This is a genomic window from Streptomyces sp. GL_141 (genome assembly GCF_057834385.1).
On record NZ_CM174402.1, the window covers coordinates 1,644,682 to 1,664,273 of the forward strand.

The 19,592-nt window shown below is 72.8% G+C and carries 15 protein-coding genes; 8 read left to right on the plus strand and 7 right to left on the minus strand.

Features of this window, described 5'->3' with window-relative positions:
• Positions 1–2: 2 nt before the first annotated feature.
• Positions 3–389 carry a CPCC family cysteine-rich protein gene (locus AC3IX6_RS07035; RefSeq protein ID WP_489369373.1) on the minus strand — a complete coding sequence of 129 codons (387 nt, stop codon included), beginning with the start codon at positions 387–389 and terminating at the stop codon, positions 3–5.
• A gap of 71 nt (positions 390–460) precedes the next feature.
• Positions 461–1,081, minus strand: a complete 621-nt coding sequence (locus tag AC3IX6_RS07040) for a hypothetical protein (RefSeq protein WP_489369374.1) — start codon at positions 1,079–1,081, stop codon at positions 461–463.
• 978 nt (positions 1,082–2,059) lie between these two features.
• Here AC3IX6_RS07040 and AC3IX6_RS07045 point away from each other — a divergent pair.
• The 7 genes from AC3IX6_RS07045 (at position 2,060) to AC3IX6_RS07075 (ending at position 8,678) form a co-directional block, all read left to right on the plus strand.
• The gene (locus AC3IX6_RS07045) at positions 2,060–3,295 is read left to right on the plus strand and encodes an ATP-binding protein (RefSeq protein WP_489369375.1); all 1,236 of its coding nucleotides are present in this window, start codon (positions 2,060–2,062) and stop codon (positions 3,293–3,295) included.
• Positions 3,292–4,134, plus strand: coding sequence for a roadblock/LC7 domain-containing protein (locus AC3IX6_RS07050; RefSeq protein ID WP_489369376.1), 843 nt, complete (start codon positions 3,292–3,294; stop codon positions 4,132–4,134). The genes AC3IX6_RS07045 and AC3IX6_RS07050 overlap by 4 nt, the downstream gene beginning before the upstream one ends.
• Positions 4,127–4,519: a DUF742 domain-containing protein gene (locus tag AC3IX6_RS07055; RefSeq protein WP_489369377.1), complete on the plus strand. Its 393-nt coding sequence runs from the start codon at positions 4,127–4,129 to the stop codon at positions 4,517–4,519. The genes AC3IX6_RS07050 and AC3IX6_RS07055 overlap by 8 nt, the downstream gene beginning before the upstream one ends.
• A 3-nt stretch (positions 4,520–4,522) precedes the next feature.
• Positions 4,523–5,083 (plus strand): GTP-binding protein, encoded by a 561-nt coding sequence (locus tag AC3IX6_RS07060; RefSeq protein ID WP_489369378.1) that lies wholly within the window; start codon positions 4,523–4,525, stop codon positions 5,081–5,083.
• A 10-nt stretch (positions 5,084–5,093) separates the two neighbouring features.
• Positions 5,094–6,497, plus strand: coding sequence for a cytochrome P450 family protein (locus tag AC3IX6_RS07065; RefSeq protein ID WP_489369379.1), 1,404 nt, complete (start codon positions 5,094–5,096; stop codon positions 6,495–6,497).
• A gap of 103 nt (positions 6,498–6,600) precedes the next feature.
• On the plus strand, positions 6,601–7,848 hold the full coding sequence (locus AC3IX6_RS07070) for a cytochrome P450 (RefSeq protein WP_489369380.1): 1,248 nt from the start codon (positions 6,601–6,603) through the stop codon (positions 7,846–7,848).
• Positions 7,845–8,678 carry an enoyl-CoA hydratase/isomerase family protein gene (locus AC3IX6_RS07075; RefSeq protein WP_489369381.1) on the plus strand — a complete coding sequence of 278 codons (834 nt, stop codon included), beginning with the start codon at positions 7,845–7,847 and terminating at the stop codon, positions 8,676–8,678. Before AC3IX6_RS07070 ends, AC3IX6_RS07075 begins: the two co-directional genes overlap by 4 nt.
• A gap of 76 nt (positions 8,679–8,754) precedes the next feature.
• Here the strand turns inward: AC3IX6_RS07075 and AC3IX6_RS07080 are convergent, their stop codons facing one another.
• The 3 genes from AC3IX6_RS07080 to AC3IX6_RS07090 all read right to left on the minus strand — a co-directional run bounded on the left by AC3IX6_RS07080 (position 8,755) and on the right by AC3IX6_RS07090 (position 15,578).
• Positions 8,755–9,432, minus strand: a complete 678-nt coding sequence (locus AC3IX6_RS07080) for a GAP family protein (protein WP_489369382.1) — start codon at positions 9,430–9,432, stop codon at positions 8,755–8,757.
• A 79-nt stretch (positions 9,433–9,511) separates the two neighbouring features.
• Entirely contained in the window at positions 9,512–10,660 is a 1,149-nt protein-coding gene (locus AC3IX6_RS07085) for a DUF1254 domain-containing protein (protein ID WP_489369383.1), read from the minus strand.
• A 136-nt stretch (positions 10,661–10,796) separates the two neighbouring features.
• Positions 10,797–15,578 carry a HEAT repeat domain-containing protein gene (locus tag AC3IX6_RS07090; protein ID WP_489369384.1) on the minus strand — a complete coding sequence of 1,594 codons (4,782 nt, stop codon included), beginning with the start codon at positions 15,576–15,578 and terminating at the stop codon, positions 10,797–10,799.
• Between the two features lie 692 nt (positions 15,579–16,270).
• Between AC3IX6_RS07090 and AC3IX6_RS07095 the strand changes: the two genes are divergently transcribed.
• Complete coding sequence (locus AC3IX6_RS07095; RefSeq protein WP_489369385.1) at positions 16,271–17,569, plus strand: NAD(P)/FAD-dependent oxidoreductase; 1,299 nt, start codon at positions 16,271–16,273, stop codon at positions 17,567–17,569.
• Between the two features lie 43 nt (positions 17,570–17,612).
• On the opposite strand, the gene AC3IX6_RS07100 is transcribed toward AC3IX6_RS07095, so the two are convergent.
• A complete protein-coding gene (locus AC3IX6_RS07100) occupies positions 17,613–18,806 on the minus strand; it encodes a sensor histidine kinase (protein WP_489369386.1) in 1,194 nt (397 codons plus the stop codon).
• Positions 18,803–19,459: a response regulator transcription factor gene (locus tag AC3IX6_RS07105; protein ID WP_489369387.1), complete on the minus strand. Its 657-nt coding sequence runs from the start codon at positions 19,457–19,459 to the stop codon at positions 18,803–18,805. The genes AC3IX6_RS07100 and AC3IX6_RS07105 overlap by 4 nt, the downstream gene beginning before the upstream one ends.
• Positions 19,460–19,592: the final 133 nt, after the last annotated feature.

A 19,592-nucleotide genomic window follows, 5' to 3' on the forward strand; every position in this document is an offset into this window, starting at 1 on the left:
GGTCACGGTGTCGGGTGGTCGCGGCGCCAGAAGGTGGGGAGCCACCAGCAGAGGCTGGAGCGGTCGTCGGGCCAGGGGATGCGTTCGTCCGCGTCCCAGTCCTCGAAGGAGTCCCGCGTCGGGTCGATGGGGCGCCAGGCGGGATCGAGTGGCTCGTCCTCGGCCGGAGGCCGGACGTACTGCCGGCCGTGCTCGTCGCAGGCGCCGAAGGTGCGGTAGTTGAGCTGGGCCTCGATGAGGGAGACCCGGTTCGCACCGGTGGACGTGGCCGGCCAGCGGAACTGGACCCCGTCGTCCTCCCAGAAGCAGACGGGGCAGATCTCGTAGGAGCCGGGCATGGAATCCAGCACGCGGTGTCCGCAACAGGGACAGGGGTAGCAGTCGCTCACCCGCGCAGTCTCGTCGCAGGTCCGGCCCGCGCGCCATCGGGATTCCCCGCCTCGGCGTGCCCGGGTGCCCCCTAGGACAGGTGGTTCAGCAGCCAGGTGACTTGGGCTCCGGGGATGAGCAGGCCTTCCGGGTCCGCGGGAGCCGTGGTGGTGTCGTCGAAGTCCTCGTCGCTCAGGCCGTCGGGGACGTCGCCGACGGTCAGCTTGACCCTCTTCGGTATCTGCGGCCAACTGCCCCGTCCGGCCAGGTCGGTCCGCTCCTCCGGGGAGGGCGCCGCCCCGTTGAAGGAGAAGTACGTCCCCGTCCGGTGGTTCTCCTGCCCGTACTCCATCCCGGCGAGGGCGTGGCGGACCGCCAGGGCTCCCCTGCCGATGCCGCCCGCGGCGAGGGGGGCGTCGCCGGTCTGCTCGGCCGCCGTCCGCCGGAGGGCTTCCACGACCGTGTCCGCCAGGTCGGCGAGGGGGGCGGCGCCGTCGTCGAAGCCGACCAGGATCAGGTCGTGGCCGCGGGCGCGCACCGCGTCGCCGAACGAGTCCGTGGTGGAGTGGAGCCGGGCCCGGAGTGCGGCCAGGTCCGTCTCCCCCGGCCCCGCCTTGCTGGCCAGCACGAGCGGCTTGACGATGCCCTTGTCGCCCGAGGGACGTATCCACACGGTTCCGCCGTCGAGCTTCCACTCCTGGTCCGATGCCATGAGCCCTCCAGGGGACGGGTTCTGCCGATGCCGATGCGGTTGCCGCGTCGGCGCACGAGTCAAGGGAACCGGCCCGGCCACGGCGGGGGAAGAGCGAAATCACGCCGCCGGGCCGAGAGTCGATCATGACCCGTCCTCTCCGGCACAGGACATCAACCGCGAGAGCGACCCCGCGCGCGCTGTCGGCGCACCCGTCGGGAACCGGCCGACCGGGCCCTTGCCCCATCGGAACGACCCTGCGGGTTTCGGTGTTTTCGGCCACCGTTCGCCGTGCCGCAATTCACCTTCGGGGCGGCGGAGAACGAGTCCGCCATTGCATTGTCGTTGCTCGATCCGACACCTCTTATACGCCGGTGTACGCCGCGCCGCCGCGCATCCCGCTTGCGATTCCGGTTCGCGGATCGGGTGTGCGCGGACGCTTCGGCCGCTCGCGCCCCGCCGGCCCCATCGCCGCGGCGCCATCACACCCTTTGCGCACGTCGCAATGCGGGGCAATAGCGATGAGAACACCCCTATCTCGGATCCCGTGCTCCGATCCTGACGAGATACTGATAAAGCTGGGCAAAGTCGTACATTCGCCCAGTGCTGACGAACCCGAGGTCCCGTCTGCCGACGGGCCCTTCCCCGATTGGACGGATGTGAGAGATCTCCGTCCCTCTCGTGAAGAACTGCTTAACGGATCGGTGGCGAGAGGTGGGGCCGACGGTCGATGCGGAGGGATCGAAAGGCCATGTCAACCCCCGGCCGTGACACTCCGGTTGGGGGGATGGGGCGCCATAGCGGGCGTCGGGGGAGGCGAAGATCCGGTGATAGCATCCCCGCATCTGTGATCTTGATTCATTTTGACGCAGATGCTGATTTGGATCGGCGGCATGATCACCGCGCAACACCTGGTGAACCGTGCCGATCAGCTGTGTTGCGGGGCCTCGCGAGGTGTATCTGCAGCCGTCCGCATGGCACGCGCCGGGAAAGGTTTCCATGAATCGAGACGCACTTGTGTGGTGCCTGGTTGCGGTGACGGCGATAGCCGTGGTCGCGGTCGTGGCACTCGTCGCCCGCAACAGAGCTCTGGGGGCGAAGAAAGAGCACACCGAGGCCGAACTGAGGCACCAACTGCTCGCGGCGGACAGCCACCTGCACGTGTCGCGCGCCGAGCTGCAGAGGTTCCGGGGCGAACAGGACGCCACGCTCCGCGCGGCCAAGGAAGCCGCGGAGGAGAACACCAAGTCCGTCCTCAAGGGCGCCGCCAGCCTCCTGCAGAGCCTCGCCGCCGAGCAGACGACGCTGCTGGACGGCATCCAGCGCAAGTACGGCGGACACACCGTCCTGAGCGACCTGTTGGACGTCAACCACGCCAACGCGCAGATGGCGCGCAAGGCTCAGGGCATCGCCGTCATGTGCGGTGCGCCGCTCGGCCGCCGCAACCGGCCCGCCAGCGTCTACGACGTCGTGCGCAGCGCCCAGGGCCAGATCCGAAACTTCCACCGGGTCGCCATCATGCAGCAGACCAGTCTCGCCCTGAAGGCGTCCGCGGTCGCACCCGTCGCCCTCGCCGTGGCGGAGCTGCTCGACAACGCCGCCAGCTTCTCGCAGCACGACGCACCGATCGAGGTGACGTTCCAGCGCGTCCAGAACAACCTGTGCATCGTCATCGACGACGCCGGCGTCAGCATGAACGACGAGGAGCGGCAGCGGGCGACCGCGCTGCTCTCAGGAGAAGTCGCCCCCCGTCTCTCGCAGCTCGGGACCCAGCCGAAGTTCGGCTTCCCGGTCATCGGCCTGATCGCGCGTCAGCACGGTTTCAAGGTCGACGTCACCGGAGTCTCCCGGTACGGCGGCGTCCGGGCCGTCGTCCTCTTGCCCGAGGAGCTGTGGACCATGGAGGAGATTCCGCCCGTCCAGGAGGCCCCGGTCAGCGAGATCCGGCGCGCCGCCGAGAGCCGGCCGCAGCAGAGCACGGCTTCGCACGGCACGGCGGCACACGCCACGACGCCGCCCGTCGCGACGTCGCGCACGATGCACGGGCTTCCCAAGCGCGGCGCGCGTCAGGCGCCCATCGCGAGCGTCCCCGATCCCGACACCACCGCGCCGGCGCCGCGGATCTCGGGAGAGACGGGCCGCGCTTCCGGGCGCAGCCTCGGTGCTTTCCAGCGCGGCACGCTCTCCGGCCGCAACCTTGACGCCACCTCGTTCGAAGGGCCCGAAGAGGCATGAGCGCAGACCTGTCGTGGATGCTCGAGGACATCGTGCACAACGTGCCCCGTGCACGGCACGCCGTCCTGCTGTCCGCTGACGGCCTTCCTCGCGGCGCGACCGAAGGCCTGGCCGAGAAGGACGTGCGCACCATCTCCGCGGCCATGGCCGGGATGCAGTCGCTCAGCCGGGCGACGGCCCACTTCGCCGGACCGGAGGAGGACCGGCAGTGGAACCAGACCATCATCGAGTTCTCGCACGGCTGGAGCTTCCTGATCGGGGCGGGGCAGGGCTCCTACCTCGCCGCCGCGGCCGCGCCCGATGTGGACATGCAGCAGATCTCCTTCCGCATGCACCGCCTCGTCGCCCGGCTGGGCAACAACCTCACCTCGCCGCCGCGCGTGCACACCGAGGACGCCGGAGGGCCGCGCGGCAGCGCACCCCGGCAGCCGGGCCCGGGCGACTCGGGATTCGTCCTCGGTGAGCTCGACCGGGTGATGTCGGAGGTGAAGGGCGCCCGCCACGCCGTGCTGCTGGGGTCGGACGGCCTTCCCCGCGGGGCGACCAAGGGGATGAGCCGCGACCTGGCGGACACGATCTCCGCGGCCATGACGGGCATCCACGCCTACAGCCGGGTCACGTCCCAGTTCGCGGGGGCCGTCGAAGACGCGGAATGGCGCCAGACGGTCATCGAGTTCCAGCACGGCTGGATCTTCCTGATGGCGGCCGGCCCCGACGCCTTCCTGGCGGCCGCCGCCGAACACGACTGCGACATCGAGCAGTTCACCACGCGTCTGCACGAGGTGGTGCCCGGGCTCACCGCGGCGGCGACATCGGGGAAGGGGACTGCTCATGTCTGATGGTCTCGGACACGACGACGAGCTGGAACTGACGTCTCCCTTAGTCCCCCTCTTCGTGATCACGAACGGACGGGCACTGCCTCCGGACCACGAGTACGAGCACACGACGCTCGTGACGGCGGCGGCGGAGCGCGGACAGGTGGCGGCGCGCACGCTGTCCCCGGAAGCGGGGCGGGTCATGGACCTGGTCGCGGACGGCTTCCTGTCCGTGGCCGAGGTGGCGGGGCACACGCACCTGCCGCTGGGCGTCGTCCGCATCCTGCTGGCGCAGTTGGAGGACGACGACCTCATCCTCGCGAGGACACCGATACCGCGCGCCGAACGTGTCGACAGAGAACTGGTCAGCGCCGTGCTCGAGGGCCTGAAGAATCGATTCGGAGCGTAACGCGTGTACCTGGATCCAGATGTCTCCCATGCGGTGAAGATCCTCATCGTGGGGCATTTCGGGGTCGGCAAGACCACCTGCATCGGCAGTCTCTCGGAGATCGAGCCCCTGCGGACCGAGGAGGAGATCACCGAAGCCAGCGTGGGTTTCGATGATCTGTCGGGCACGCCCGACAAGACGACCACCACCGTCGCCATGGACTTCGGCCGGCTCACCCTGAGCGACACCCTGGTGCTCTACCTCTTCGGAACGCCCGGCCAGGAGCGCTTCAAGGAGATGTGGGAGGAGCTCTCCCGGGGCGCTCTGGGTGCGCTGGTCCTCGTCGACCCCGAGCGACTGCACGAGTCCTTCCCCGTCCTGGACCTCGTCGAACGCTTCGGCCTGACGTACGCCATCGCCGTGAACCACTTCGAAGGCACCACGCACTACCCGCTCGACGAGGTGCACGAGGCCCTGAACCTCAGCGCCGAGACCCCTGTCGTGGAGTGCGACGTACGGGACGAGAACTCCTCCGCGCGGGCCCTCATCACCCTCGTGAAACACCTCATGTCCCAACTCGCCTAGGAGCGCAGGAATGCAACAGCCACGTGACCCGTACGAGATACCCCCCGGCTGCCCCGCGCACGGGAACGTCGAGATGTACGGCCCCTCCTTCGGAGCCGACCCCGACGGCCACTACGCACAGCTGCGTGCGTACGGCCCCAGTGCTCCCGTGGACATCGCCCCCGACGTGCAGGTCGAGCTCGTCACGAGCTACGACGCCGCTCTGTACGTCCTGCAGAACCCGGCTTCCTTCGTGCGCGACTCCCGCCGCTGGAACGCCCTGAACGAAGGCCGCATCCCGGCCGACAGCCCGGCGCTGCCCATGATGGGGTACCGCCCCAACGCGCTCTTCAGCGACGGTGCGGCACACGCCCGACTGCGGCGGGCCGTCACGGACAGCCTCGCCACGGTCAACGAGCACCAGCTCATCCGGCAGACCCAGCAGTCCGCCAACTACCTGATCAGCCAGTTCAGTACCGACATCCGTGGCCATGCGGAGCTGATGGCCGAGTACGCCCAGCCGCTGCCCCTGCTGGTCTTCAGCGAGCTGTTCGGCTGCCCGCCCGAGATCGGCGACCGCGTGATCGCCGGGATCAGCGGCATCTTCGAGGGAACCCCCGGGGCCGACGAGGTGCTCGGCGGGGCGCTCACCGAGCTGATCGCCCTCAAGCGGCGGCGGCCGACGGACGACCTGACGACCCGCCTGATGGAGCACCCGGCCGAGCTGACCGACGAGGAGGTGCTGCACCAGCTGGTCACCCTGCTCTCCGGTGGCACCGCGCCGCTGACCGCCGCCATCGGCACCAGCAGTGCCTTGTACCTCGGAGACGAGTGGCAGCTCGGGCTCCCGGTCGAGGACGCGGTGTCCCAGACCCTCTGGAACTACGCGCCGATCTCCAACTACGCGGCCCACTACCCGACTCACGACGTCGAGATCGGCGGCAGGGTGATCCGGGCGAACGACCCGATCCTCGTCTCGTTCGCCGCCGCCAACACCGACCCGAAGCTGACCGAGCACCGCGAACAGCTCAGCGCCAAGGCGCATTTGGCGTTCGGAGCGGGCCCGCACGCCTGCCCCGCCAAGGACCCCGCCTTCATGATCGCCGTGACGGCCGTCGAGGCGCTGCTCAACCAGCTCCACGACGTCGAGCTGCGCGTCCCGTTCAAGGCGCTCACCTGGGCGCCGAGCCCGTGGAGCCGCTCGCTGGTCACCCTCCCGATCCGCTTCACCCCGAAGGCGGTTGCCCAGGGAACCGGGCCGGTCGCGTCGGCCGGGGCCGCCTGGTCGGCGGGGTCGACCGCGGACCGGACGCCCCAGCAGACGACCACCCCCTCGCCCTCCCCCGCCGGTCCCTCGGGGACGCATGCCCCCGCCGCGCCGCAGCCCAAGGGCGGCCTGTTCAGCCGCTTCCTGGCGTGGACCAGAGGCGAATGAGGAATCTGTGATTCAGGTAACAACCTGAGTACCCAGTGGTAGTGGATGCCCAACGATCACGCGGGTATGCATGGCGGCTGGTTCTCAGAAAGGAGCCGCCATCATGGGCGTTGCCACCACACCGACGTACGACCGTCGGGCGTCGGCCTCCCTCTTCTCCCGTCTCCGGACGGCCAGAGGGCAGGCCGACCCCTTCCCCATATACGACGAACTCCTCGCGCGCGGCGAGGTGGTGCCCGCCCCCTGGGGTGGCTTCGCCGTGACGGGCTTCGCCGCCTGCGACCAGGTCCTGCGCAGCCGGCAATGGCTGGAGCCGGACAAGGCGTGGCGGGAGCGCCAGGGGCCCGGAACGCGCTGGAACGCGCCCTCCTCGCGCGAGATGGGCAACACCCTCGCCGCGCTCAACCCCCCGGACCACACCAAGGCGCGACGGGCGGCCGGCTCGTTCGACCGGGGCACGGTGGAGCGCATCGGCCGCAACGTGAAGCGGACCTCGGATGAGCTCCTCGATGCCTTCACCGAGCGAATACGCACCGGCGAGGCGGACTTCTCGCAACTCGTCTGCGAGGAACTGCCGGTGGCCACCATAGGGGACTGGCTCGGACTGCCGCAGGCCGACCGGCCCCGGCTCCGGGAGCTGACGCACGACCAGGTCTTCACCCAGGAACTGCTGCCCTCGGCCAGCCAACTGGCCCTGTCCGACGCCGCCACGGCAGAACTCCGCACCTACTTCATGGAATTGGTGCGCGACCGGCGCTCCCATCCCGGAGACGACCCCGTCACCCGGTGGATCCGGACGTGGGACGCGATCGAGCCCGACCGGGACAAGGCCGACGAGGCCGTCTACTTCCTGGTGCTGTTCGTCCTGCTGGCCGCCCTGGAAACCACCGCGACCCTCCTCTCCACGATGACGCTGCGGCTCGTCGAAAGCCCGGACCGCTGGGCCATGGTCGCCGACAACCCGGACCTCGTGGCCGGGTTCGTGGAGGAGACCCTCCGCTACGACCCGCCCACCCACGTGATCAGCAGGGTCGCCTCGCAGGACTCCGTGCTCGGAGGCTTCGAGATCCGGCGCGACGAGATGGTCCACCTCATGATCGGAGCGGCGCACCGGGACCCGGCCAGGCACGTCGACCCCCACCGGTTCGACCCCGAACGCGCCTCCGACCACCTCGCGTTCAGCGGTGGCATCCACTACTGCCTCGGCGCACCGCTGGCCCGCATCGAAGCCCAGACCCTGCTCCGCCAGCTGGTCCGGCGCCTCCCCCGCCTCACCCTCGTACGCCCCCCGTCGATGGCGCCCCGCGTGGCGTTCCGACGACTCCTGAACCTGGACGTAGCAGTCGCATGATCGAGCCGACCCCCATCCCCGCCCCCTCCCCCCGCTCCGCCGTTTCCCCCCTCACCACCCCCTCCCCCGCACAGGTCAGGACCGCTCCCAAGGCGATCAGCACCGAGCAGAACGGCCCCGTACTGCATGTCCGCCTCAACCCCTGGGGGCAGGACGACACGTTGGACGCCGCCGTCCTCGACGATCTCACCGCCCTGCTCGACGAGCTCCACGAGAGACCCGACGTCCGGATCCTGACGCTTTCGTCACTGGGTGCGGACTTCTGCCTGGGCGCCGACCGGGGCGAGTACCAGGAGGCGTTGACCGCCGATCCGTCCGGAGTGGGCCTGCGGCGCATCGCCGACAAGGCGCACCGCCTGTGCCAGGCGCTGGAGAACACCCACGCGGTCACCATCGCCCGGCTGCACGGGCGGGTCATCGGCGCGGGTCTCGCCCTCGCGGCCTTCTGCGATCTGCGCGCGGGCGCCGACACCAGCCGCTTCCGGATGCCGGAGGTCGGCATAGGGCTGCCGCCGGCGTGGGGCGGGGCGATGGGACGCCTGGTCTCCGAGGTCGGCGCGTCCAGGATCCGCGAGCTGATGCTCACCTGCGACGTCTTCGACGCCGCCACGGCCCACCGCATCGGCCTGCTCCACCGGACCGCCCCGCTCGACCAGCTCGACCAGGTGATCGACGACTGGACCCGGCCCCTCGTCCGGCGCTCCCCCGAAGCGCTCGTCCTGACCAAACGGATGCTGGCCGGCTACGCACGGGCCGACAGGACGGCGGACGTCTCCCTGCTCGACTCCCACCTGCTGGCAGCCAGCCTCCACCAGCACGCCAGGGGCTGATCCCACGGCACGGCGAGGTACCTGACCAGCCACGACCGGGTCGGGCACCTCGCGGCAGAGTCGCGTTCCACGCCTCTCAGGTGGTGAGGCCGGAGATCGCGTCGCCGATGTACTTGGCGCCGAGGACCCACAGCACGATGGTCATGATCGCGGAGTTGTGCCGGCTCATCCATGCCTTCCAGCCCGCCAGGGTGGCCACCGCCCGCTTTCCGCCGAAGAGGTAGACGGCGAGCGGCAGGATGACGCACAGCGAGGCGATCAGCACCATCAGCGCGGCCGCGACCGCCTTGCCCCCGGCGTCGGCGCCGCTGGACGCGATGGAGACGGCTCCGCCCAGTGCGAGGACGAGGTTCTTGGGATTGGCCACCGCGAGCGCGGCCGCGAGACCAGCGGACCGGCCCGGGGTGAAATGGTCGATGGCCTTCATCCAGGCCGGCGGCGGCGCCTCCTGCCCCTCGCGCGGACGGTCCTTGAACTGTTTGAGGCCCATCAGCAGGAACAGCACGCCCAGTGCCAGCTTGAGCCACAGCGTCCACGGGGCCGGCGCTCCCCCGCCGGCCGCGCCCGCGCCCGAGCCGGCCAGGACGACCACGGTCACCAGGGCGGCGAGCGAGACGACCCAGCCGAGCGCGAAGGCGGTTCCGTTGGTGCGCCCCCGTGGGGTGGCGAGCATGAGGATGACCGCGATCAGCGGGATCGGGCTGATGGCGATGCCGACCGCGGAGCCCAGCATCTGGCCGATGGCGTCACCCATGGCGGACCTCGACGGTCGGGATCCGGTGGGTGGTGCGGTGGTTGGTGCGGTGGGGGTCGGTCACGGGTTCCCTCGGCCTTCAGTCGCGTACGGAGAGCTTCGGCAGCTGCCAGGTGCGGTCGAGCACGGAGGGCTCCGGGCCGTACACGCGGATGGCCACGCTGAAGGGGCCCTCGGGGGCCGGGAGCCAGTTCGCCGCTTCCTTCGGGTCCGGCGGTGCGCGGGTGCGGACGTGCAGGGTCAGGCCGCCGTCCTCGTCGTAGACCAGCCCGGGCGTGCGGTCGCCGATCGAGTAGCGGTCGGCCTCGTTGGCCACCAGGAGCCGGTCCGGGAGCCCGTACATGGTGGCCGACCAGAAGAACCGGGCGGGCGGCAGCCCACCGGCGGGGAAGCGCAGGGTGTAGTCGTGGGCGGACGCGTCCGGGGGGCGGTTGCCCCGGTCGTCCTGGAGCCGGCCCGCGTACCAGGCTTCGGCGGACGGCAGCCCGTACAGGCCCTTGTCCACGCCGACGGCGCGCGTCAGGTAGTCGGCTCCGTGCTCGGCGCGGGTGCCGAACCAGCCCGTGGAATCGGCGGCGCCCTTCCTCGCCTCCTCCAGCAGGGCGTGCGCCTGCGCGATGCCCTGCTCGACGGCGGACCGTACGACGGGGTCGAGGCCGGCCGGGTCAAAGGTCCCCGAGCCGTCGACCCCGAGCGAGGCCAGCCGCTCGCGCAGTGCGCGTTCGGTGTCGAGGACGGGGAAGAAACCGAGGAGGAAGTCGAGGAGGGTGAAGAACTCGACGCTCCCCAGGGCCTCTTCGCGCCAGACCGGCCATTCGGGTTCCCGGCGCCGGGGCGGGCGCCGGCCTGCCGAGGAACGCGGACAGGGGGCGCAGCCGGTACCGCCGCTGGATCGCCCGCAGGTTCCGACGTAGGAGGTGTCGAGGTCGTGGAAGGGCAGGACGTAGTAGCGGTCGACGGCCGGTACGGACACCACCCAGGGCTCGGCACGCAGGTCGAGCCAGGCCCAGGAGTACGGGGTGTCGTTGTTGGGGGTGACCACGTCGGTGTTCGCCGGGGTGAAGGGCTCGGAGTAGTGCCGGAAGCGGCCGAAGCCGCCGGCGGACCGGGCGTCGGCGGGGTCGACGGCCTGCGCGTACATCGTGCGGTAGTTCTCCAGGAGGGGGTAGCCCCAGATCCATCCCTCCGTCGCGATGGCGCGTGCCGTGTCGGGCAAGGGGTTCACCATGAGAGTGCCGGCTCCTTCGTCCGCTGGGGCGTGGACGCCCCGCGCACTCCCACCCTCGGGGCGGACCTGTCCGCCCGGGCGGTTGGGTACGGCCGAACGGGCGAATCACCCTGACGATGCGCCAGGTGACGCGAAGTCATCGTCCGCTCCGGCCCTGCCCGATCTGCTCGATGACCTCCGCGTAGACGGACCGCTTGTCGGGCCGGGCGTGGTCCGCGGCGTGCCGGAGGACCGGGACGGCCGGGGCGCCCATGACGACGAGTCCCTCGGCCGCGGCCCTGCGGACGACGGGATGGGAGTGCTCCAGCAGGCCGGTCACCGCGGGGATCGCGGGTGCCCAGGTCGCGTGGCAGAGGGTCCGGATCGCCGTACGCACCAGGTCCGGCTGGGGGTCGTGCAGCAGGATCGAGGTGTGGTGGAGGTAGGTCTGGCGGTCCAGCACGGCCCGTGAGGTCCGGTGGGCGTGCAGGCGGACCTTGGGCCTGGGGTGGTGCAGCAACGCGCCGATCAGGTCCCGCAGGGCGGGGTCCCGGTCCGCGTCCGGTCCGCCGTGCTCCTCGGACAGCCGCGTGAGGGCTCGGCGCACCTGTACGGGATCGCCCGTACGCGCCAGCTCGAACAGCTCCTGCCGGGACGGGGGTCGGGACGCGGCCGCCGATGCGGCCGGACCGCGGTCGCGGAGCGCCGCCAGTGCGGCGGCGTCCTGCCCCGCGGTGTCCGGGCGGCGCAGCGGACCGTCCACGAGGAGCAGGGTGTCGGCGAGCTCGTCGCGTCCTTCGGCGCGCAGTCGCCGGCAGGTCCGCGTCAGCGCGGGGGTGCGCAGCAGGGTACGTCCGCCGAGCAGGCCGAGGAACCCCCAGGCGCCGGCGTCCAGCCGGTCCCCGAGGCGCTCCGCCAGCACGTCGGCGGGGACGTGGCGCAGCGCCTGCCGGACTGCTGAGCCGGTGGACGGCGGGTCGTGCTCCCACCATTCGAGCAGCAGCGGGACCAGCGGTTCCAGGTCCTGCGGGTCCAGCCGGCTCGCCACGAGGGCGACCCTGTCGTGCAGGATGCCGTCCGCGCGGAGTTCCGCCTCGTCGATCGCGCCCAGTGCGCGGGCCAGGCCGTCACCGACGGGTACGTCGATGCGGCCCCGGAGGTAGGCGCGGAGCACGGGCAGCCCGCACGCGAGCTCGGGCCATGCGAGGAGTGCGAGGGCCGCGGTGTGCCGGCGGCCTTGCGCAGGCGCCTCCAGCATGGCCAGCAGGCGGTCCCGCAAGGCGGCCGAACGGGGCTGGTCGAGGCCGTCGATGCGGACGGTCCGTGGGTGCGGCGCCTTGGCCCGGGCGGTTTCGGCGAGGGTCCAGGGGGGTGTGTCGAGGGGCTGGATCTCCGTCATCCAGTCGACGAGCGCGGCGCGGACCTCGGGTCCGGCCGGGGCGTGGACTTCGATCAGCGCGTTCAGGCGGTCCCGGGAGCTGCCGTGCATGCCGTCGCCCTGCCGGCAGCGTCGGCGGAACTCCTCCAGGGCGGCCGGCGTGCGGACCGCGGCCTCCAGCTCGGCGCGCCAGGCCTCGGCTGCGGCCGGGGCGGTGGCCGCGGTGTTCGCGGTGGGCGCGGGAGGCTGCGGGGCGGCGAAGGCGTCCCGCAGTACGGCGGTCTCGGCCCGGTGCGGATCGGAGCCCAACCGGGCCGAATCCATGGCCTGTTCGAGGTCGGCGCGGACCAGTACCGCGCCGAGGCCCCGCAGCAGCGTCAGTGGGGTGGACGGGCCGTCCGCGGGGGCGCGGGGCAGCGCGCGTACCGCCACGGCGACGGCCTGCTTCCCGACCGGCGGCAGGGTCGGTGCGATCGCTTCGAGCACCGCCATGAGCTCCTGCCGGTATTGCCGGTCGTGCCGGTCTTCCGCCGGGGCCTCGGCGAGCCCGTCGAGCAGGACTCCGGTGGACCGGGCGAAGGCCGCCAGTTCCCCGGTCGTCCACGGTGCCGGGCAGAGCCGGAGCGTGAGCCGCAGGACGCCTGCTCGCTCGGCGGGTTCGGTGGCGGCGGCGGCCAGGCGCAGCCAGTCCGGCAGCAGGGGCCGGAGCGCCGACAGGCGTACGGGATGCGGCGGCTCGTGCCGCGCGGCGAGGCGCAGCGCGGTCGGGGCGTGCCAGCCCTCCGTCGCCAGCGCGCCGACGTCGGGGTCCGCTCCGAGGTCGGCCGGCGGCCGGCGTGCGGGGGCGGGCGTGGTGATCCCGTGCCCGGCCATGGCCGCCGCCAGGTCCTGGACCGTCCCGGAGGCGAGGCCGACGCGACCGCTCGCCACCAGGGCGAGCAGCGCGGGGGCGACCGGTGATGCCTGGTCGTCCAGTGCGAGGACCGAGCGCACCGGCAGAACGCCGTCGAGGCCTGCCAGCAGCAGTTCCCGGGTACGGCCGGGGTCGCTGCGTTCGGCCGCGTGTCCGGCGGCGTGTGCGGTGGCGTGTCCGGCCGCGTGTTCGGCGGCGGCGAGGACGGTCGCCGCGTACGCGTCGCCGAGGACGGCGCGCAACGCCTCGACGAGGGTGGCGCGCAGGCCCGGATTGTCGTGGTTGCCGAGCCAGAAGAGCAGCGCCGGTACCGCCGCGGGCGTGCCCGCGCCGACCAGGACCGCGGCGGCGGTCTTCTTGACGTTCATGTTCGGGTGGCCGAGACATGCGGCGATCGCGGTGGAGGCCCAGCGGGCCCGCGCGTGACCGAGGGCGAGCAGCGCCTGCCGGACGGTCTGGATGTCCGGGGCGTTGGTCAGCGTGATCAGGGTCGCCGACAGGGCCTGCGCATCGTCCCCGGTGGCCTCGCGGGCGAGGAGCGCGATCACGTGCTTGCGCACGTGCCGGTCGCGGTGCCGCAACAGGCGGTGCACCCGCGCACGGGTGCGCGCGTAGGGGGCTCGGAGCAGGAGTTCGAGCAGGACCGCCTGTTCTGCGCTCGACAGTCCGGGCCGGTCCAGCAGATCGAGCGCCAGGGTCGCGACGAGAGCGTGCCCCGCCTCGTCCGGGGTCTGCGCGTCGAGCAGGCAGGCCGGTCTGATCCGTCGCCGCTCGTGGAGGCGGCGGCCCAGGCCGTGGAGCGCGTCCAGGACCTCCTGGGGTACCACGGGCTCCCCGGTCGGCGGTCGGTCCCCTTCCCGGTCCGGCAGTCCGGCCGGCAGTCCGGCCGGCAGTCCCACTCGCTGTACGTCGTCGGGGCGCGGGGCGGTCGCGCCATGCTCCCGGGACGCCGCCACCTCGGCCGCGACGCGCAGCAGCAGGTCCGCGATGACCGGCAGCGTGCCCGCGCCGCCGTGTGCGGCCAGGCGGCACAGTGCGGCCACCGGCTGGTCCGGGTCCAGATGGGAGCTCAGGAGGGCCAGTTCCCGCTCGTCCGGGCCGCCGAGATCCGCCGCGATGCGCTTCGGCAGATCGGTGGGGTCGAGGCGGACCAGGAGGGCACGCCGCCGTGACGGATCGTCGGTCAGGTGCCACAGCACCTCAAGGGCGCGGTGGCGTACCGCGCGCAGATGCGGGGCGATCTCCCCCGCGCCCTCCGCCGCGACGAGGCCGAGCCCTTCCCGCAGCGCCGTCGTCGTCCGGTGCCCGCCGATGGCCTCCAGCGCGTCCAGGACCGCCGCGGGCGCCGAGGGCAGGAGGGCGATCACGGCGTCTTCGGCATCCGCGTGGCGCAGCGCACGGATCGCTTCGAGAAACGGCCCCGGCGCGGGAGCCGAGGGGAGGACCCGTGTGACGGCGTCCCCGATGTCGAGGTCCTGCGCCCCCTGCCCGGCCAGGGCCACCAGCAGGGCGAGCCGCCGCGGCCAGCTCGGATCGCCGGCGGCGGCGTCGGCCAGGACGCGGAGCGTCTCGTGCCGGCAGGTGAAGAGGATCGTCGCGACCTCGTGGGGCGGAATCGAGTGATCGGCCAGCGCGAGGCCGATGACGGACGGGACGTGCGGAGCGTCCGGGAAGTGTCCGCGCCGGTGGAGCCCGCGCAGGCAGGTCACCGCGGGTGCTCCGAACAGCAGCGGGTCCCGTGCGGCGATCTCCGTCAGTGCGCCGATGTCGCCGCGGTCCGCCAGCTCACCGAGCAGTTCCATCGCGCGCCGGCGAAGACCCGGCGGCAGGTCCGGATCCTCGATGACCTGCCGGAGCGGGCCGCGGTGTCCGTGGTGGGCCGCGGCCGCGAGTGCGGCGTCGGCGGCCCCGGGCCGTGCGACCGCCGACGCGGCGGTGAGGAAGGGCGACAGCCGCCCCGCCGGGAGGGGCTCCAACGCCACCCAGGGCCGACCGAGTTCCTCCAGCGCGGCGGTGACGACGGCCGGGCTGTCGGCGCGGAGCAGGCCGGTCACGTGTGCGCGTACCCGTACGGGAGCCAGCAGGCCGGCGTGCAGCCCCTGCCGGGCCAGCCGCAGCCCCTCACCCTGCAACACCGGGTCGCCGCTTCCCACCAGCTCGTTCACGAGCTGCTCGGGCCGGTGCGCACCGGTGGCGGTCGCCTCGCGCACGGCCTGGTAGAGCAGTTCGCCCGGAGGCTCCCTCCGGATCACCGCGGGCTCGTTCAGGATCTCGGCGCGCAGCCAGGCGATCCGTACCCGGACCGGCAGCCCTGCCGTACGCCAGGACGGCCGGTGGGGCCCCCGGAGATACGGCCCGAGCCCTTCGTGGAGCCGTGCCAGGAGGAGCGCCTCCTCCGGCGTTCCCTCCACCGATGTGGGGAGGAGCCCCGCGAGCTCGGCCCTCTCGCGCTCGTCTCCCGTCCGGCCCGACGCGACGCGCTCGGCGAGCAGGGCCAGCCCCAGGTACCGCAGGCGGGGATCCTCGTGCCGGACGAGGAGTGCGAAGGCGGCCGGCGGGCAGACCAGCGGGTCCAGGTGGGCGGCCGGCCAGTCGGGATCGGCTCGACGTAGGGCGTCGCGGAGGGAGGTGTCTGCCGGCGTCGTCATCATCGGATGCTAACCGGGACGTTCCCGGCCCCACCAGCGCGTTTCCGCCCGCCCGGGAGCCCGGGGCGGGTCAGATCCAGCCCCGCCGGGCCGCGATGGCTCCCGCCTGGAAGCGGTTCGCCGCGCCCAGTTGGCCGTGCAGGTGGCTCATGCGGCGTCGCATGGTCCGTACGGACCAGCCCAGTTGGCGCGCTATCGCCTCGTCCTTCAGCCCGCTGACCAGCAGGGCGAGCAGCAGCCGGTCCTCCTCGCCGGGTTCCGCGGACTCCTCGCCCGGTCCCGCCGATCCCCTCGATCCCGGCGATCCCGGCGGTCCCGCCGGTCCCGCCGGTCCCGGGTGGGCGAGCAGCGGGGTCGCCAGGGTCCAGCACAGCCGCCAGTAGTCGGGCGTACACCGCGCGGTACGTCAGCCCGCCGCGCATCGCCGTCTCCTCCACCGGATTGGCGGTGGTCGGTGCGTAGGGCGGTCCCTGACGGCCTCGCCCGACGGCCGGTACCTCTTCGCCGGCGTCGACCAGGGCGGCGCCCACCGCCTGGAACTGGACGACTGAGGTCCGGGCCGGTGCGGCCGGTCTCCGCGGTCTCCACGATCGGCACGATCTTGACAAGTCCTCATGAGCATGACACCAGTGGGTGCTGCACCACTCCCACTCCCGTCAGCGGCACCACACCCCGAAGGGGGCGATCAGGGCATGCCCAGGCCTGAGAGCGCGGAACACGAGTACGACGTCGTCATCAGCGGAGCGAGCCTCGCCGGCAGCGCCGCGGCGATCCTGCTCGCCCGGCGCGGCGTCCGCGTCGCCCTGCTGGAACGCCGCTCGGACCCCGAGGCGTACAAGGTGCTGTGCACCCACTCCATGACGGCCAACGCCCATCCGGTGCTGGAGGAGCTCGGCCTCGTCCCCGACCTGGAGAAGGCCGGAGCCATGCACAACACGGCGCGCTGGTACACCCGTTGGGGATGGATCGAGCCGAAGCCAGCTCCGGGCGGGCCCGAGTTGCCGTACGCGTACAACGTCCGGCGCAGCGTCCTCGACCCGTTGATCAGGTCCCGTGCGGCCCGGACCCCCGGCGTCGAGCTGCTGCCCGGCCACCGCGTGACCGGGCTGGTCCGGGAAGCCGGACGGACCGTGGGGGTCCGCGCGTCGACCCCGGACGGCGAACGCGAGATCCGGGCGCGCCTGGTGGTCGGCGCCGACGGCAAGGACTCGGCCGTGGCCCAGCACGCCGGGATGCGCACCCGGACGTACGAGAACGCGCGCTTCGGCTACCTCGCGCACTACCGCAACCTTCCGCTGCCCGACGGGATCGGCCACACCTGGTTCCTCGAACCCGACATGGCGTACGCGTTCCCGAACGACGACGGGGTGACCGTCCTCGCGGTGCTCCCGGACAAGAAGCACCTCCCGGCCTTCCGGGAGGACCTGGAGGGCAGCTTCGCCGCGTTCGTCCGCGCCCTGCCCGGGGCACCGCCCCTCGACTCCGCCGAGCGCGTCTCGAAGATCATCGGCACGATCGACTACCCGCTGCACAGCAGGAAGCCGACCGCGCCGGGCGTGGCCCTGATCGGCGACGCCGCCCTCACCGGCGACCCCCTGTGGGGTGTGGGATGCGGGTGGGCGCTGGAGTCCGCGCAGTGGCTGGCACGGGCCGTCGCCCCGGCGGCGGCCGGTACGGGCAACCTCGACAGGGCGCTCGCCCGGTACGCGCGCGGACACCAGTGGCGGCTGAGCGGCCACCAGTACCTGGCGGCCGACTTCGCCAGGGCCCGTCCGTTCAATCCCGTGGAGCGGCTGGTGTTCTCGGCGGCGGCCCGCGATGCGTCGATGGCCCGGCACATGCACCGGTTCGCGTCCCGCCTGATCGGTCCGGCGCGCTTCCTGAGCCCTCTGGTGGTGGCCAGGGCCGCGGTCATCAACCTCAGACACCGCGAGGCACCCGTACCCCCGGAGGGCGCGGAGGGTGCGCAGGGCGGCCGAGGGGCCGCCTGATCCGCCGGTCCGGCGGCCCGGCGGCCCGGCGGCCCGGGCGGGATCAACCCGCGGGGCCCGCACCCCCGTTGCGGGCCGGGAGGAGGACACGGACCGTGAGTCCTCCGCCCGCGCGCGGCGCGGCCACGACCTCTCCGTGGTGCGTGGCGGTGATCGCCCGCACCACGGCGAGCCCGAGCCCGAAACCGCCGCCGCGCTCCCGGCCCTGGTGGAACGGCTCGAACAGGGCGGGCACCTCCTCCGCAGGCAGGACGGGGCCGGTGTTGGAGACCTCCAGGAACACCGTGCCGTCCCCGGTCCCGGTCGCGATCACGGCGGTGCCGCCCTCGTAGTTGTGGCGCACCGCGTTGGCCAGCAGGTTGAGCGCGACCTGCCGGAGCAGCGCGGGGTCCCCGTCCACCGGCGCGTCCCCCGCGTCGAGCGTGACCCGGACCCCGCCGGTACTGGCCTCCTCGGCCAGGTCGTGCACCGCGGTCCGGGCGGCGTCCGCCAGATCCGCCGGGCGCAGCGCCAGCGTGGCGGTCTCCGCGCGGGCCAGGGTCAGCAGGGCCGCGATCAGCCGCTCGATGCGCGCATTGGCGTCCAGGGCGCGCAGCACGGCGGGGCGCAGGTCGTCCGGGACCCGCCCGCGGGCCAGCGGGATCTCCAGCGCGGTGCGCAGCACGGTCAGCGGGGTGCGCAGCTCGTGGGAGGCGTGCGCGGTGAAGCTCCGCTGGGCCGTGAAGCTCCGGTCCAGCCGGTCGAGCATGGCGTCGAAGGTGTCGCCGAGTTCGCGGATCTCGTCGTACGGACCGTCCAGCGCGAGCCGCTCGTCCAGGCTGCTGCCGGTGCTGATCCGCCGGGCCGCCCCGGTCACCTGGTGGAGCCGGCGCAGGGAGCGGCCGCTCGCCCACCAGGCCAGGAGCGCGGCGAGCGCCGTGAAGACGGTGAGCAGCAGCGCGGAGCGGGTCAGCAGGTCGCCCAGGATGGCGTTCTGGAAGTGGTCGAAGGCCCGGGCCGGGGTCGTGAGGACGGCCTCGGTGGACCCCGGGGGCAGGTCGGCGGTCCCCGGATCGGGGGGCGGTGCCTCCGGGGTTCCGGCGGACGCGATGACGAGGTCGCGGTTGGCCTCGATGAGCTGGCGCGAGCTGAGCCAGTTCAGCGCCAGCACCCCGCAGCCGAGCACGGCGAAGACGGCCGTGGTCACCAGGGTCAGCCGGCCGCGCAGCGGCAGCCGGCCGGGGCCGCGGCGGCTCACAGCCGGTATCCGTAGCCGGTGTCGTGCACGATCAGCGGCGGATCGCCGAGCTTGCGGCGCAGCGCGTGCACGGTGACCCGTACCGCCGTGGTGGCCGGGTCGAGTCCCGTGTCCCACAGCCGCTCCCGCAGTTCCTCGGTGGCGACCGGGGCCCCGTCCGCGGCCAGCAGCAGTTCCAGGACGCCCAGTTCCTTCGGCGTCAGGTGCAGCGGACGGCCGTCGCGTTCGGCGACCCTGCGCACCGTGTCGAGGCTGATGCCGCGCCGGGTCAGCACCACCTGGGCCCGGCCCGCGGCGGAGCGGCGGCCGAGCGCGCGCAGCCGGGCGACGAGCTCCAGGTAGGAGAAGGGCTTGGTCATGTAGTCGTCGGCGCCCTGGCCGAGGCCTTCGACGAGGTCGGACAGGGTGTCCGCGGCGGTGAGCATCAGGATCCGGGCCGGGTGGCCCATCGCGGCGAGCGCGCGGCACACGGCGTCGCCGCCCAGTCCGGGCAGGTCCCGGTCCAGGATCACCACGTCGTAGTCGGCCTCGCCGGTCCGCCGGAGCGCCTCCAGGCCGTCGTGGGCGAGGTCGCAGACCATGCCCTCGTCGCGGAGCCCTTCGGCGAGCATCACGGCCAGTTCCCGCTCGTCCTCGACAATCAGCACCCGCATCGCGTCCCGCTCCCGTTCGCCCGTGCCGCCGCTGTTCCCTCCGGGCCGGCGCCGGGGACCAGCCTGCCCGCAGGCCGGTTAGCCGGTGGTTAGGCGCGCGATCACAGGGGGCTCACCGCGCGAACCGTAGAAC